The organism is Mucilaginibacter sp., assembly GCF_028287845.1.
Lineage (GTDB): Bacteria > Bacteroidota > Bacteroidia > Sphingobacteriales > Sphingobacteriaceae > Mucilaginibacter.
Genome location: NZ_JAQBOW010000070.1, coordinates 50122 through 65698, shown reverse-complemented (window position 1 = coordinate 65698; position 15577 = coordinate 50122). Strand labels below are relative to the sequence as shown.

Below are 15577 nucleotides of genomic sequence, written 5' to 3'. Positions count from 1 at the left end.
TTAAGCCAGAACGTCAAACCGAAAAGGAAATTGGTTTGGATGCAGGTTTCCTGAATGATCGTTTAGGTTTTGAATTTACTTATTACAATAAAGCTGTAAAAGATCTTTTATTGCTGGTAACCTTACGTCCATCAGAGGGTTTTGGAACACAATATCAAAACGTTGGTAACATGAGCAATAAAGGTATTGAGCTATTATTAAGAGGTATACCTGTTCAAAACAAAAATTTTAAATGGAACACAACGATTATATTTTCAATAAATAAAAATATTGTAAGTGATGTACCGGGTGGTTTAGTTACTTTCCCCGGTGGATTTGGCCAGGTTGCGGCAGTTAACGGTTATGCGTTGGGAGCATTTTATTCTACTTATTTTGCCCGAAAAGCTGACGGATCGATTTTGCTGAATGCAGCAGGTTTGCCCCAAACAGAAAAATCTGGTCGTGACCCTGTAACCGGTCAGCCAACCGGATCAACCCTGAGCAAAGTAATTGGTGACCCTAATCCAAAATGGACCGGATCATTTACCAATGAGTTTGCAGTTGGAAAAAACTTCACTTTCAGAATGCAATGGGATGCCTCATACGGCAACAAAGTATTTAACTTTACTAAACGTGTAGGCGACAGGGATATTTATGGTAGCCTTGCTGGTTATATGCCTGAGTTAGAGGGTAAAGTACCAAAAGGAACTTCGGCAGCACTTTATGGTATTTTTGAAAACTGGATAGAAGACGGCTCATACCTTAAACTACGTGAACTTTCTGCCTCTTATGATTTAAGGTTAAAAATGTTAAACAGTAAACCATTACGTGTCTCGTTATCAGGCAGGAACCTACTTTCTATTGATCATTATAGTGGTTGGGACCCTGAAACTAACGCGGCTGGCCAAAGTAATGCTGTACGTGGTTTTGACTTCACCGAGGTACCAATACCAAGAACTATTGCAATTGGTTTAAGTTACACGCTTTAATATTAAAAATTAACATCATGAAAAGGAAAATAAATTATAAATATATCATCGTCGCTTTAACCTTTATAGTTTCATCATGTAAACTTAACCAGGTTAATCCTAATGCTGCAACAGATCAGCAGATATTAACTACCAGGGCAGGCATCATCGCTTTAAGTGTTGGTTTAAGACAATATTATTCAACAACGGGCTTAGCTAATATTATGCTTACTCCTGACGTTACTGCCCGCGAAGTTAAAGGTGTTGCAACCTTTACTAACACATTAGAAGTAGAAGCCGGCGGTACAGCTTTGCCTACTGCTAACGGTAATATTTTGGCTTACTGGAGCTCAATGCAGACCGAAATGGGCATGTGTGAGAGTATTATAACTAATGCTCCTAAAGTTGCGACAGTAGAACCTGCTATACTAAGCGGCATTATGGCACAGGCTTATTTGTTTAAAGCGATGGCTTTAGCAGAATTAGCAATGGCTTTTGAGCAGGCAAATTTGGCTACTAGTGTAACAGACCCCGTAAAATTTGTACCACGTGCGCAGGTTTTTGCTGAAGCAATAAGGTTGCTCGATCTGGGTATTGCTACAATTACAGCTACACCACCTTCTGCAACTTTTACTACTACTGTTACCGGCCCTGATTTTGATTTAAAAAATACGCTTTATGCAATGGAGGCACGGATAAATTTAATGGCAGGTAATAATCAAAAAGCGTTGGATAATGCTAACTTGGTAGATCTGACCAAAACATCTAAGTTTACTTATACCACGCTGAGCCCTAACCCGTTGTACGTGCTTTATAATTTTACTATATCTTATCGCCCAAGAGACAATTTTGGCCTTCCGGCAGGTTTATATGATGTAGGCGATTTAAGGTATAATTTTTACTTTTCTACAACACTAAGAGCGATTGTCAATGGAGACCCAGTGGTTTCAATGACTGGTTTTGCAGTAAGTCAAACTACAAGTATCCCTGTTTATTTAACAGACGAAATTAAATTAATAAAAGCCGAAGCTACTGTACGTTTAGGTGGCGACCTAAATGCTGCGGTAACTTTAATAAACGCGGTTAGAACACAAACTACCGGAGACCCATTTGGAGTTAACGCGGGTTTGCCTGCTTATTCAGGTGCTATAGCTACTGATGCCTTGTTAGCAGAGATTTATAAACAACGGTGTGAAGAGTTGTATTTAAGCGGCTTAAAATGGGAAGATACCCGGAGGTTCAATCGCCCCGCGCCACCCGCTAACACTACCGAAAGGAACCGTATATTCTATCCATACCCAACACAGGAAAGAATTGTCAATCCAAATACACCGGTCGATCCGGCAATTTAAATTATCATAATCGCGGGGGATTAATGTTCCCCGCGATTAAATTTTTGACCATGAAAAATTTATTAGTTATACTGTTTGTATGTGGCGTTACAGCTGGGTTAGCACAAAATCATGCCATAAATCAACAGAAATTGAGCAAAATCAGGGAGGCTGAGCAAAGCGCGGTGGTGTTGAATAATAACACGGGTTTTATCCCTTTAAAAGAAGTTCAGGGTTTAAAAGTAGCAAGCGTTCATGCCGGTTATAGTTTTGCTTCGGTATTTGATAGTATAGCAAATAAATACAGCCATGTTACAGGTTTCAATGTTAATGATGTTGAAACTACCCAAGCTTACAATGCACTGCATGATAAGCTGAAATTGTATAACTTAATCTTGTTTACAATCTCCAACAGCACCAAATTTACACCTGCGTGCTTAGGGTTTGTAAAAGATATGGAGAGCTTAAATAAAGTAATATTTATAATAACCGGCGATGGAAAGAATTTAAACTATTTAAATAATACCAAATCGCCCGTAATTTATTGCAAAAACAATACAAGTGAAGGTGCTTCTATAGCTGCACAGTTAATATTTGGCGGCGTTGCTGCCAAAGGTAAACTTACAGCTACTTATACATCTAATTTTACGATTGGTGCAGGTTATCAAACTCAAAAAATACGTTTAGGTTATTCAATTCCTGAAGCGGTAGCGGTAAATAGTGATCTGTTGGCCGGGATAGACTCGTTAGTTGCTGCAGGCATAGCCACCCATGCAGCTCCTTCGGTAGTAGTGTTATTGGCTAAAGATGGAGAGGTAATATTTCATAAAGCTTACGGTAAGCATACCTATGATGGTTCTGAAATAACTAAGCCTGATGATCTTTTTGATATGGCTTCGGTTACTAAGGTTACGGCAACTACGCCATCTATTATGCGTTTGTATGATAGAAAAGTTATTAATCTTGACAGCCCGATAAGTAAGTATGTTGCCTTAGTTAGGGATGCACCGGATAAACGGGATGTGAAAATTAAAGAAGCTTTACTTCATGAAGCCGGATTTACGCCCTATATCAAATTTTATGAGCAGCTTAAGCCTTCAGATATGAGTCGTGATTCATCGGCAGCATATCCAACTAAGGTAGCCGATAATTATTATTTACGAGCCAATTATTTTGATGAGGTTATGTGGCCCGTTACATTAAAATCAGAAGGGCATACCAGGGGTAAATTTGTATACAGCGATTTAAGTATGTATATGATGAAGGAGGTAGTAGAAGAGGTTAGCCATACAAAACTGAATGATTTTGCAGCAAATGAGTTTTATTTGCCATTAGGCTTACAGGTTACCGGGTTTATGCCGCGCAATCGTTTTGCTAAATCAAGAATTGTACCTACTACCGAAAATGATAATTGGTTTAGGAATATGCTGGTACAGGGTTATGTGAATGATCCCGGATCAGCTATGGCCGGTGGGGTAGAAGGGCATGCAGGATTATTTGCCAATGCTAATGATCTGGCAATTTTTTACCAAATGCTTTTGAACGAGGGAGTATATGGCGGCAAAAACTACTATAAGCCAGGTACTGTGAAAATGTTCACTTCCCGTCAGTCTAAAGTTAGCCAGCGCGGGTACGGCTATGATCGCGTGAGCAATGATAAGCAACCCGGCGATTATCGCTCTGAACAAGCTTTCGGGCATAGCGGCTATACAGGAACTTATGTATGGGTTGATCCTAAATACAATTTGGTATTTATATTCCTATCTAACCGTACTTATCCTGATGACGGTAAAACATTTGGCGTATCAAAAGTAAATTTACGGCCGCGCATTCTGGATATGTATTATAACGCAATAGTTAACAGCAAAGCTGTTGGAAAGAATTAATAAAAAATTAACTTAAAAGACTATACGAATTTAAGGTTTTGCATGTTTATTTAAATACATATAAATCATAAAGATCTACCTGATCGAAAACATTATTTTAATCAAATGGAACTAACAACAGAAAAAGATTCTAATTATAACAACCTTCATGAATTGTCACTTATTGATATACTGCAAAGTATAAATGATGAAGACAAAACCGTGCCTTTAGCGGTTAAGAAAAGTATAAAGCAAATAGAAAAACTTTCGGCCGCTGTCACTACACAAATGAAAGCCGGCGGCAGATTGTTTTATATCGGTGCCGGAACCAGTGGCAGATTAGGGGTATTAGATGCTTCAGAATGCCCGCCGACATTTGGTGTGCCGGCTGATATGGTTATCGGCATTATTGCCGGTGGCGACAGCGCGATAAGAAAAGCAGTAGAAAATGCCGAAGATGATGAAAAACAGGCCTGGAAAGATATGGCAGCTTATGGTATAAATAATAAAGACGTAGTTGTTGGCATAGCAGCATCCGGCACCACACCTTATGTTTTAGGAGGTTTAGAAGCAGCGAATGCGCAGGGTATTGTTACCGGTTGCGTAGTTTGTAATGCTGATTGCCCTATTTCGCGCGAAGCGCGTTTTCCGGTTGAAGTGGTTGTAGGCCCCGAGTTTTTAACCGGCTCAACCCGGATGAAAGCGGGAACAGCGCAAAAACTTGTACTAAACATGCTTACTACCTCGGTAATGATAGGCCTTGGCAAAGTAAGAGGCAATAAAATGATAGACATGCAATTAAATAACTCAAAATTATACAAACGGGGAGTGAATATAATAATGAAAGAAACCGGCATAGATGAGGAAACCGCCGAAGGTTTGTTGAAAAAATATGGAAGCATACGCCAGGCTATAGCGGCAGCGGGTCATAGTTAAACAAACCTAAATTAAAACAGATTACTCACAAGAAAACTTTAATATATGCCCAGACTAAATTTACTTGAAGAAACAAGGTTTGAAAAACTCCCGGTAACCATTTATGATAATGCAGCTGATGCCAGCATAGCCGTGGCCCGGCGCATAGCAATGCTAATAAAGAGCAAACAACATAATAATGAAAAAACAGTATTAGGGCTTGCAACCGGCGTAACGCCAATAAAAGTATATGCCGAACTGGTGCGTATGCACAAAGAGGGCAGTCTGAGTTTTAAAGACGTTATTACCTTTAATTTGGATGAATACTATCCAATGAGACCAACATCAGCGCAAAGCTATGTTACTTTCATGAAAGATAATTTATTTAACCATATTGATATCGACCTTAACAATGTGCATATTCCTGATGGTACTTTAGCAAAAGATAAAGTAGCTGATTTTTGCCTGGAATATGAACGTAAAATAACGGCCCTTGGGGGCCTGGACATGCAAATTTTAGGTATAGGGCGTACCGGGCATATCGGTTTTAATGAGCCGGGTTCGGCACCAAACTCAGGTACCAGATTAGTCACTTTGGATGACCTTACCCGAAGCGATGCTTCGCGCGATTTTGGCGGAAAGGAAAATGTACCAACCAAGGCTATAACCATGGGTATTGGTACCATATTTAAAGCCCGCGAAATTATTTTAATGGCCTGGAGCAAAAAAAAGGCTTCTATTTTAAAAAAGGCCGTTGAGGGCGAAATTTCTGCGGATGTACCTGCAACATACCTGCAGCTTTCTGATCATGTAGAATTTATAGTTGACCGGGATGCTGCTTCAGAATTAACGCGTTTAGATACACCGTGGCTGGTAAAAGATTGTATATGGGATGAGCAGGCTATAAAAAAGGCGGTAACCTGGCTTGCGCTAACCTTAAAAAAGCCAATTTTAAAGCTTACCGAAGAGGATTACAATAACCATGGTATGGCGCAACTGGCTACAGAAAAAGGGCCCGTTTACAATATAAATATTAACATATTTAATAAGTTGCAGCATACCATAACCGGGTGGCCCGGTGGTAAACCCAATGCCGATGACAGCCAGCGGCCAGAGCGCGCCGAACCGGCCAAAAAAAGAACAGTTATATTTTCTCCGCACCCTGATGATGATGTTATATCTATGGGAGGAACGTTTATTCGCCTGGCAGACCAGGGCCATGAAGTGCATGTAGCTTATCAGACTTCGGGTAATACCGCTGTTTGGGATGATGATGCATTGCGATACGTTGAGTTTAGTATCGACTTTAATAGATATCAAAAAATTGATACTACACAGTTAGAAGACTTGTATATGCGGATGCGCAACTTTTTAAAAGAAAAGCAGCCTAACCAAACGGATTCTGATGAAATACTTACCGTAAAGGGCCAGATAAGAAAAGGCGAAGCTATTGCAGGCGCCAGGTATGCAGGTTTACCTGATGAGCGTATTCACTTTATGAATTTGCCATTTTATGATCGTTTTAAATCGCAAAAAAGTGTAAGCTATGAGGATGATATAAAACAAACAATGGATTTGCTTAATGCAGTTAAACCTCATCAAATATTCGCTGCCGGTGATTTTGCCGACCCGCATGGTACGCATAAGGTTTGTTTTGACATTATTATAAACGCGTTAAAGCGGCTGCGGGAAACAGAAGAATGGATAAAAGACTGCTGGTTATGGTTATACCGGGGGGCATGGCATGAATTTCCTATCCATGAAATTCAAATGGCCGTTCCATTATCACCCGAAGAGGTTATGCGCAAACGGTTAGCTATATTTAAACATCAATCTCAAAAAGATATGCCTGTTTTCCCCGGAGAAGATTCAAGGGAGTTTTGGGTGCGTGCAGAGGACAGGACAAAAGAGACTGCATTTGGTTATAATCAGCTTGGCTTAGCCGAGTATGAGGCTATTGAAGCTTTTGTACGCTGGAACTATTAAAACAGAATATTAATACGTTGGTCTTCAGTATATTGTAATTTTTGGCGTGCCAGAATGTGTCGCAATGCATCAACGTGTTCGTGGTACAGTACAGTAATAACATTTAACAATTAATTCTATGAGAAAGCTTTTTACAATTCTGGTCATTCTGGTAACAGGGTTTAAAATTCAGGCGCAGGAACGATCCGAAAATTTGTTTTATATGACTGATAGCCCGGATTCCTTTGAAAGTTTCCGAAAAAATGTAAGCCAGATATCCATTGTATGCCCGCAGGTATTTTTCATCAGTAAAGAAGGTGTATTGTCGGGCTCTGTTGATCCCAGGCTATTAGAAATTTCAAAAGCAAATAATATAAAGGTTATGCCTTTAATAGTAAATACAGGTTTTAATGCCCTGTTGTTGCATAATATAGTTACTAACCCGGTAGCGCGTAAACGTGCAATTGATATGATGCTGCTGTATGCCAAACAATATGGGCTTGATGGATGGCAATTTGATATGGAGGGTCTTAACATTACTGATCGTGATAATTTTACCTCTTTTTTTAAAGAGACAGCCGAAGCCTTGCATCATGAAAAATTACAATTATCTGCAGCGCTGGTACATACTATAGAGAATGTTGGCGGGCCAACTGCTTATCATAGTTTTTTGTTTGAGAACTGGCGCGCTGGTTATAATTTTAAAGAACTTGCAGCTGTCGGCGATTTCTTGTCTATAATGACTTATGATCAGCATACCAGGCGCACACCACCCGGGCCCGTGGCAGGTGTAGATTGGATGGAGCGTATTGTTAAATATTTACTGGATGAGGGGGTGCCGGCACAGAAACTTTCATTAGGCATTCCTGATTATTCTGTGCATTGGTTTCCGGATTATACCGAAGAAAGAGGAGGGTTTTCTAACGGGCAGCAAATAGGATATAACACCGTGCAATATTTGCTTGGGAAATATAATGTAAAACCCATCTGGAATGAAAAAGCAGGTTGCAATTATGCAGTTTGGGATAACGATGGCGTGTATGAATATCTTTATATTGAAGATGCGCAGTCGCTAAAACCCAAACTATCTATCCTGGCAAAATATAAATTGAGAGGCATATCTGTATGGGCACTGGGTAGGGAAGATCTTGCTTTTTGGGATGTATTAGGTAAAGAGACAAAAAGGAGATAATCTATTCAGTAAACGATCGTGTTCCTTTAAAGCGACCAAAGCATCCTGTAATGGGATTGTTGCTAAAACCCGTTAACCTCTGTCGAACCTGTTGCCGATCATAATTTAGAAACGCCACCATAGGTGGAATTTGTGGCATTGCTGGTCAGGTACTCAATAGCCGTGACGAAGCTGTGTATCATTCAAATGATTGTTTAAAACTAATATAATGAAATACTTGTTATATTTTTTTCTATAATGCCAGGATGAAAAAAAAGGAAGCAAGGGAATATTTTGATCAGGAATGGGCCGATATGAAATCTCATTTGAAGTCTTTTTTTAAGAAAGCGCAACAAGAAGATCTGCACGATTTTAGGGTTCAGGTTAAAAAATTACGTGCTTTTTTAATCTTATCTGATAGCATGGGCGACCTCCCCGAATTGGCCGGGTATTTCAAACCCATCAACAAAATATTTAAACAGGCGGGCGAGATACGGAACGCATATATGAACCAGGAATTAGGTAAGGCGCAGCAAATTCACAATGATGCGTTTATAGACACTCAACACCAATTGGAAATTAAGGCAGGCAAGAAATTTAAATCAAACAAAGTAAGATTTTTGGAAAGAGTAAAAGTTACACGCCGGATATTAAAAGGTAAAATCAAGCCGGTAAGTAATCTGCATATTAGCCTGTTTTATCAAACCCGACTGGAGCAAATTGGGGATTCTCTTGCAATACTTAAATTTGATGATTGCTTACATCAATGCCGTAAACAGGTAAAGATGCTGATCTATAATTATAAATTGGCCCATACTGTGCCTGCCATCGGTTTTAACAAGGATTACCTGGAGCGGGTACAAGCCCTTATCGGAGACTGGCACGATCATATGCTGGCCATCAAATTATTTTCTAACGAGATAATAGATCAAGTTGCGCTTAACAAGCTAAAAAAGCAGGATAGCCGGTTAAAAAAGCAGATCACTATACTGACTAAAAATTTTTATAACCAGGCGACCACGGTGACAGAACTACCTGTTGAACAAATAAGCTAAAGCGAGGCATAGAGATTTTCCGCACAGTATTAATGGGGGCCTTTAAGCTGCGTTTTGAAGATTTTTGATATGGAACATCCATTTCCCAGCAAGAGAAATTTATTGTTACGCATTATCCAATTTTCTGCTTGATTTTTTTTATATTGAAAAAACGCTTTTAAACAAAGAAAGCCTCTTTTTCAAGAGACTTTCTTCTTTAACAGTAACGTCGTTGGGGACGTTTTTGTGATCCCGCTGGGATTCGAACCCAGGACCCCAACATTAAAAGTGTTATGCTCTACCAGCTGAGCTACGAAATCATCTAAGCGTTTCCGTTTAAAGTGGTGCAAATATAGAAGTATTTGACTATGAACGCAAGCCTTATTTGAATTTATTTTTCAGCATTATTAATTAGTTCATTGCCAGTATTCTACAATTTTAAAATGCCGATTTTTCCGCCATTGCCGGCTAACAAAACCAATTTTCCATGTTTTGCCTTGCGGCATGCGTTATAGCTGGTTGCGTCTATTTTGGTCCATGTTATACCGCCATTGGTGGTCATATTGGTTCCTGATGTTCCTGTGGATATGAAAGTATCTTCTTTAATATACTCTACAGCTGATTGAAAACCTGCCGGAAAGATGTTTGCTAAATGCCAGGTTAATCCGTTGTCGGTTGAGTAACATGCTGTAGAATCTTGTAGCATATCTTTCTGATAGTCGCCACCAACCACAACATATTGGCGGGGCCCTGCTGAAATAGAAAATGCTCCTTGGGCACTTTGCCCATGTATAATAGGAACGCGTGAATGCTTCCAGGTGCCTTTTGTTTTAAGGGTAATGACCTCTGCAACACTACCGCCGGTTATTATAGCAAATAGGCCATTAGTTCTTAAACAAGTGCCACTTGCTGCAAACGCAGCCTGTGAAGGTAAAGCATCGGGGCCATTAAAGGTATTCCAGTTATTGCCGCCATCTTTGGTTTCCAGTAGCAGGAATTTTCCTTTAATGGGATCGCCCATAACGAAGCCATGCTGCCGACTATCAAAATCCATCGCATCTAAAAAGTAAGCTGTATCGGTATTTCGATAATTAATTTTCCAGTTTGCTCCACCATCAATAGTTTTTAGTATTAATGCCGGTGTACCAGAGCTCATTATCACTGCTTCTTTATCAGAAAAAGCTTCAATGTCTCTGAACTCAGCTTTTTCAAAACCTTTTACCTGCTGCCAATTCCAGTTTTTACCGCCATCGGCTGTCATGGCTACATAGCCTTTGCTACCACTTACCCAGGCTACATTATCGTCAACAACTGATAAGCCGCGTATGCTGGTTGGTTTATTCTGCTGCAATACATCAACATGCTGGGCCATTACGCCCGATGTAATAAGCAATAATAAAATTGTATGCGAAATAAACAATAGTGGTTTGTCCATTATTTTACACGGGTCCATATTTCTGACCTGCCTAATAAGGAGATGCCAACATAACCACGTATTTTTAACTTATTGCCATCTATGGTCATTTTACAGCTATAAGTTTTTCCGCTTTTAGGATCATATATAGTGCCGTCAACATATACATTATCTCCATCAAAAATAAAATCCTTTAGCAGTTCCAAGCCAAGCTCCGGCCGTGATTTTAATGCAGCATCCGGGTTTTTCTTATCAGTTTTAGGTTTACCAGTCTCATCGTTAGGGTATTTTATCCAATCAAGCTTACCGAAGTATTTATTACCTGTTTTATAGATAAGTATATGATCCTCTCCGCTCGGGTTAACCCAGGTGCCTAATATGGCATCGGCCTTTTGGGCAGATGCTGAAAAATTAAAAATTGCTAAAAACAGTAAAATCAATCTGGTTTTCTTGTACATGATTTTATAATTTGGTTATCCGAAGTTAATCTTTTTATAAGTGATCTAATCAAGAGTATATATTTTATATTTATATTAAGCAATATGACCGAAAGACTTATATTTGTCGTCCTGCCCGGATGGCGAAATTGGTAAACGTTGCGGTCTCAGAAGCCGTTGAGAATTGTCTCTTGAGAGTTCGAGTCTCTCTTCGGGCACATCCTTTTAGATTTTAGAATTGAGATATGAAATACAAGTTAATATTTGTGCCATATCTCAATTCTAACATCTAATCTTACTAATGCCCGGGTGGCGAAATTGGTAGACGCACCATCTTGAGGGGGTGGCATTCGCAAGGATGTACGAGTTCGAATCTCGTTCCGGGCACTTTAAACTCTGCTTAATACGCTTTTATCCACCCGATAATTAAGCCAATAACGCTAAACTTTTTAATCCGGCAAAAGGCTATTCCCGCTATTATAATAATCACCAGGAGCCAAATAGCTATTTTTTTAAAACTGTTATTAATTGCTGATGGGTAAGTGTGATCAATTACATGCTTGTCGTTAGAATCTACTTTGGTTTCAGTCCTGGTTTTTAAGTCTGATTTTACAGCTTCTATAATGTGAATATCATTACTGATGGTTGTCTTTTCATGAATTTTTATACTTGTTTTTTGGGATTTTGGCGTAGCAATAGCTGTTGTAATACCAGTTTTTTTATCAACTTTAAGATATAGGCCAACATCATTGTTTTCAAAAAGAGCAACCATTGTATCTTTATTGTTAAAAGCTGTGGTAGTAATATATCCGGTTAAAGGCTTACCGGTTGTATTTACGCTGGTGTCTATATCTTTGTAAATTGTTGTCACACTCCGATCGACTGTTTCTATTTTCTTTTGCCCTATACTATCATTTGAACTCTTAGTTTGTTTTAACACTTTAGCGGTGTTAATAACATGTGTTTTTTCAGCACATCCTAAAAACATTACGGCGGTAATTATTATTAATAAATATCTTTTCATTTTTTGTGGATATAATTAGCTACTACATAAATTGATTTAATTGTGCGGCGTTTACGGTAAACACCATCGCCTTCTCGGTTGCCGGCTTCGTTAGTATTGCCCTCAACAGTTATGACATACTTATTTTGCCATTGGTCAACAAAACCGACATGAGCAACTCTTCCTTTTTCGGGAAAATATAAGCCCCATACGTCGCCGGTTTGGGGATGTGCCTGCGGTGATCTAATGGTACGTTTGTAAATAGTATGGTTTGAATTAAACAGATCCGGGCAGTATCCGCTCCGTGGATTTTTAATTTTGGCTTGCCCATAGGCCCAGCAAACAAAAGAAGCACACCATGGATTACCTTTAGTAAGGCTGCAATACCGCAAATAGGCTTCAACCCGCACACCATCGTTATGATTTGTTTGTTCATGTACACCTACTTCCGCATCATATATGTGTTTTACCTTGGTTCTTAAACTATCGCTACTAAAGCTATTAAGAGAAAAGTAACAAATGATAAGAAGAACCCTAGGTAAATAAGTACTCGTTGACATGGTTGAAGAGATTGAAAATCTATGATAAATGTATTATTTGAATATTCAGAGAATACTGGCCAGATGGATCTTATGAGCCACCAGGTTATTGAGTTGAATACCAGTACCGCTACTACTGCCAATATTATACCGCTCAATATTCCAGGATCAATGGGAGCTGCTGATGGATCAATATCTCTTATAAGGTAGGGGGATACCCATACAATTAATAAGGCAACCATGATGCCAATATATTCACGGTGTTTGCGGGCTAAGCTTTCTAATGTAGCCCATTTATTAATGAGCCATAATTTAAATTTATTTATCATGCTATCTGCTTTTGAAGTGTTAATATTTTGGCTTCCAATTGTTTAATTGTTGTTTCCAGTTCCTTGATGCGTTTAAGATGGTCACTTTCGCGCTTTTGTTGATTTTTAATGATCTTTACATTCTCAATTTCTTTTTTTTGCAGATTCAATATTTGCTGCGCCTGGTTTTTAAGCTGATCGCCCTGCAAATTAATTTGCGCGCGGAGGTCGCCCAACATGGTGCTGTACATTTCCGTATTAAAAAGCATAGTTTCCGCTTTCGTTTTTTTACGTAACGCAATAGTTGAAACCGTCATGCCGAATCCAGCAGAGCAAAGCATGGAAAGGATGGTAATTAAATTGGTTGTTTCGAAAATCATTTTATGGATTTGTTAAAGCAAAGCTGTTACTGTCTAAAGTGGCTGGAGAAGTTAAAGTATAAGTATTCGTAACACTCACATTACCCAACAACTTCTTAGCACCACTACCGTTTAATGTTAAGTTATAATAAGTACCAGGTGTAATATCTTGCCCACTCAATAACCCATATACAAATATGGATGCAATTGAACTATCCATAATACCTGTTTGCATAGGTTGTTGGGCATTATTATAGGTTAGTCCTCTCGATGCGTTAGTCTGGTTTATTAGAAGTTTAGAAGATGCATTATCACCATTAATTACACCATTACATATCCAACCCAAGGAACTAGTATAACTTACTGTTATGGCACCAGATATTAAAACATCAGCATTCATTACCTGTACACCACCACCAAAGAAGATAGTTTGATTATTTGTTGTAAATTTTATAGTTACACCTGCCCTTGTATTTAGAACAAAGGAGCGCATATCATAGCCAAAACCATTTTGAAATTCTATAACTGTTCCAGAAACATTAAAATTAGCTGTACCAAAGACACCGGCTGAACCCAACATTCCTTTAAACACTGTTGAACCGGAGCTACTGTTTTTACTAAAGGTTCCAGAAGAAGAATTTGTTACCCCATTTACTGTAAAGTTAAAACTTGATAGTTCAAATGTCCCGGTTGCTAATTGAAGTTGGCCAGTTAACGTAGTGTTTTGCCCCAAGGTTTTTGTTCCTGTTCCTGCAATGACTAATCCATTATAAGAACCATAAGGTAAAGTATAGTTACCATTATATGTATAACCTATAATTGAAGTACCACCAAAATTATAATTATATACACCGTTGGTTGCCATAGGTGCTACATTAGTAGCTTGATATAAAGTCCCAGAAACATTCAATGTGCTGCTGGAGATTTCTCCATCAATAGAGCCGTTTATAATAATTGGAGTACTAACTGGGCCAAAAGTAACAACTGAAGAACCCTTTATTAATATGGTATTAAAGTTATTCCAACCAACACCGGCATAACCACTATTTCCTCCAATATTAATTGATTGTGTGCCATTGAAATATAAGTTACCTGATCCTAAGTTTACATTTGCAAAGCGATAGTCCCAACTTATACCCCCTCTAATTTCTATATCAGCATTTACACTGTTATCTATATTGCCAGCTAAACTAATCCAAGTAATAGCCCCAATAAAAGTTAACTTATTGGCCGACGACTTGTTTAATAATGTTACAGTGCCATTATCCAGTAAGGGACTAAATGTAGTAACACCATTAACCGTAAGAGGGGCAATTACATTTTTATTACCATATCCTCCTAAGGCTAAGTTTTGGTAGGTTATATCCATTATATCCTGATCCCATATTGCTGCATAGGATACGGTTGAATGACTACCGGGGATGAAATTATTAATATAATTAAATGAGTTATTTAGTCGTAAAATACAATTCGCTGTTGAAGACATATCAACAGTTCCGGTTGCATTCAAATTTCCATTAATTGCTAGCGCTGTGCCATAGCTTGATGTAAAATTCAAGTTTCCATATACGTAGAGATTATTAACTGTAGTAAAACCTAAATCTACCGTTACATCATGATTTATAATCACATCATCACCAGCTTGCGGATAATTGTGTTTTTTCTTCCCATTACTTATCCATATAGCAGGATTACTGAAATTGCCACTACTTACCGTATACCAGGTATTTCTTTTCCTGAGCATTGATAAATTAAATGGTGATGTAGATACGCCTATCATTTTTTCGTTCTATTATTTTTTTTAATTGTACTCAAGAGGGCTAATGCCGTTTAGAAATTTCTTTGTTTAACAGTTACATAAATATCAGCTGTTAATGCAGCCAGGTTACGTACATAAATAGATATTCCACTTTCAAGCGTTAATACCCTATTACCTGCTAAATCCAAATCGAATAATAATGGTGCTAAAGCAGCTAATGAGCAAAGTGCTGCGCTGCCGTTATTGCCTGAGTTAGCCGGGATAATAATTTGCGCCCGATTATTTTCGGCTGTAGCATTTGAGCCCGTTGCACAAATGATAATATCAAAATTGCGCGTAACGGTTTCTTTACTTCTGAAAAGCACATCCAAAACGATACTTGCATGGCTTGCACCGGTAGCTATTAAAGTATCTGTATTGATGGATAGACCTGAGGCTAATTTGGTTGCGGGATAGGTGCCAGTAAGCGTGGCAAATGATAATTGATTTGATGAACTGTCCATAGTTTCTCGTGTTGTTATTGGTTTTTA

15 protein-coding genes and 3 tRNA genes are annotated in these 15577 nt (G+C 38.6%); 10 read left to right on the top strand and 8 right to left on the bottom strand.

The window, feature by feature from the left end:
• From JWP71_RS06410 to JWP71_RS06380, 7 genes are all read left to right on the top strand, one after another.
• The coding region (locus tag JWP71_RS06410) for a TonB-dependent receptor (RefSeq protein ID WP_299498041.1) at nucleotides 1–968 on the top strand (968 nt) is incomplete at its 5' end.
• A 17-nt stretch (nucleotides 969–985) separates the two neighbouring features.
• The gene (locus tag JWP71_RS06405) at nucleotides 986–2299 is read left to right on the top strand and encodes a RagB/SusD family nutrient uptake outer membrane protein (RefSeq protein WP_299498040.1); all 1314 of its coding nucleotides are present in this window, start codon (nucleotides 986–988) and stop codon (nucleotides 2297–2299) included.
• Nucleotides 2300–2349: 50 nt separating this feature from the next.
• Nucleotides 2350–4164 carry a serine hydrolase gene (locus JWP71_RS06400; RefSeq protein ID WP_299498039.1) on the top strand — a complete coding sequence of 605 codons (1815 nt, stop codon included), beginning with the start codon at nucleotides 2350–2352 and terminating at the stop codon, nucleotides 4162–4164.
• 105 nt (nucleotides 4165–4269) lie between these two features.
• Nucleotides 4270–5079, top strand: a complete 810-nt coding sequence (gene murQ, locus JWP71_RS06395) for an N-acetylmuramic acid 6-phosphate etherase (RefSeq protein ID WP_299498038.1) — start codon at nucleotides 4270–4272, stop codon at nucleotides 5077–5079.
• A gap of 45 nt (nucleotides 5080–5124) precedes the next feature.
• Entirely contained in the window at nucleotides 5125–7044 is a 1920-nt protein-coding gene (nagB, locus tag JWP71_RS06390) for a glucosamine-6-phosphate deaminase (protein WP_299498037.1), read from the top strand.
• Nucleotides 7045–7162: 118 nt separating this feature from the next.
• Nucleotides 7163–8215, top strand: a complete 1053-nt coding sequence (locus JWP71_RS06385) for a glycosyl hydrolase family 18 protein (RefSeq protein WP_299498036.1) — start codon at nucleotides 7163–7165, stop codon at nucleotides 8213–8215.
• Between the two features lie 245 nt (nucleotides 8216–8460).
• A complete protein-coding gene (locus JWP71_RS06380; protein ID WP_299498035.1) occupies nucleotides 8461–9249 on the top strand; it encodes a CHAD domain-containing protein in 789 nt (262 codons plus the stop codon).
• Nucleotides 9250–9475: 226 nt separating this feature from the next.
• Here JWP71_RS06380 and JWP71_RS06375 read toward each other — a convergent pair.
• The 3 genes from JWP71_RS06375 to JWP71_RS06365 all read right to left on the bottom strand — a co-directional run bounded on the left by JWP71_RS06375 (nucleotide 9476) and on the right by JWP71_RS06365 (nucleotide 11100).
• Nucleotides 9476–9548 (bottom strand) — tRNA-Lys (locus tag JWP71_RS06375).
• A gap of 110 nt (nucleotides 9549–9658) precedes the next feature.
• Nucleotides 9659–10663 (bottom strand): YCF48-related protein, encoded by a 1005-nt coding sequence (locus JWP71_RS06370; RefSeq protein ID WP_299498034.1) that lies wholly within the window; start codon nucleotides 10661–10663, stop codon nucleotides 9659–9661.
• On the bottom strand, nucleotides 10663–11100 hold the full coding sequence (locus tag JWP71_RS06365; protein WP_299498033.1) for a DUF2147 domain-containing protein: 438 nt from the start codon (nucleotides 11098–11100) through the stop codon (nucleotides 10663–10665). The genes JWP71_RS06370 and JWP71_RS06365 overlap by 1 nt, the downstream gene beginning before the upstream one ends.
• Before the next feature lie 113 nt (nucleotides 11101–11213).
• On the opposite strand from JWP71_RS06365, the gene JWP71_RS06360 reads away from it, so the two are divergent.
• Together JWP71_RS06360 and JWP71_RS06355 are read left to right on the top strand one after the other, a co-directional pair.
• Nucleotides 11214–11297, top strand: a tRNA-Leu gene (locus tag JWP71_RS06360).
• Between the two features lie 85 nt (nucleotides 11298–11382).
• Nucleotides 11383–11466, top strand: a tRNA-Leu gene (locus JWP71_RS06355).
• 13 nt (nucleotides 11467–11479) lie between these two features.
• Here the strand turns inward: JWP71_RS06355 and JWP71_RS06350 are convergent.
• Both JWP71_RS06350 and JWP71_RS06345 read right to left on the bottom strand, forming a co-directional pair.
• Nucleotides 11480–12103, bottom strand: a complete 624-nt coding sequence (locus JWP71_RS06350) for a hypothetical protein (RefSeq protein ID WP_299498032.1) — start codon at nucleotides 12101–12103, stop codon at nucleotides 11480–11482.
• Complete coding sequence (locus JWP71_RS06345) at nucleotides 12100–12642, bottom strand: CHAP domain-containing protein (protein WP_299498031.1); 543 nt, start codon at nucleotides 12640–12642, stop codon at nucleotides 12100–12102. The genes JWP71_RS06350 and JWP71_RS06345 overlap by 4 nt, the downstream gene beginning before the upstream one ends.
• 21 nt (nucleotides 12643–12663) lie before the next feature.
• On the opposite strand from JWP71_RS06345, the gene JWP71_RS06340 reads away from it, so the two are divergent.
• Nucleotides 12664–12831 (top strand): hypothetical protein, encoded by a 168-nt coding sequence (locus JWP71_RS06340; RefSeq protein ID WP_299498029.1) that lies wholly within the window; start codon nucleotides 12664–12666, stop codon nucleotides 12829–12831.
• A gap of 115 nt (nucleotides 12832–12946) precedes the next feature.
• Here JWP71_RS06340 and JWP71_RS06335 read toward each other — a convergent pair whose 3' ends face one another.
• From JWP71_RS06335 to JWP71_RS06325, 3 genes are read right to left on the bottom strand one after another with little or no spacing between them, the layout of a single operon-like run.
• Nucleotides 12947–13309, bottom strand: a complete 363-nt coding sequence (locus JWP71_RS06335; protein ID WP_299498028.1) for a hypothetical protein — start codon at nucleotides 13307–13309, stop codon at nucleotides 12947–12949.
• Nucleotide 13310: 1 nt separating this feature from the next.
• Nucleotides 13311–15068, bottom strand: coding sequence for a hypothetical protein (locus tag JWP71_RS06330; protein ID WP_299498027.1), 1758 nt, complete (start codon nucleotides 15066–15068; stop codon nucleotides 13311–13313).
• A 50-nt stretch (nucleotides 15069–15118) separates the two neighbouring features.
• On the bottom strand, nucleotides 15119–15550 hold the full coding sequence (locus JWP71_RS06325; protein ID WP_299498026.1) for a hypothetical protein: 432 nt from the start codon (nucleotides 15548–15550) through the stop codon (nucleotides 15119–15121).
• Between the last annotated feature and the right edge of the window lie 27 nt (nucleotides 15551–15577).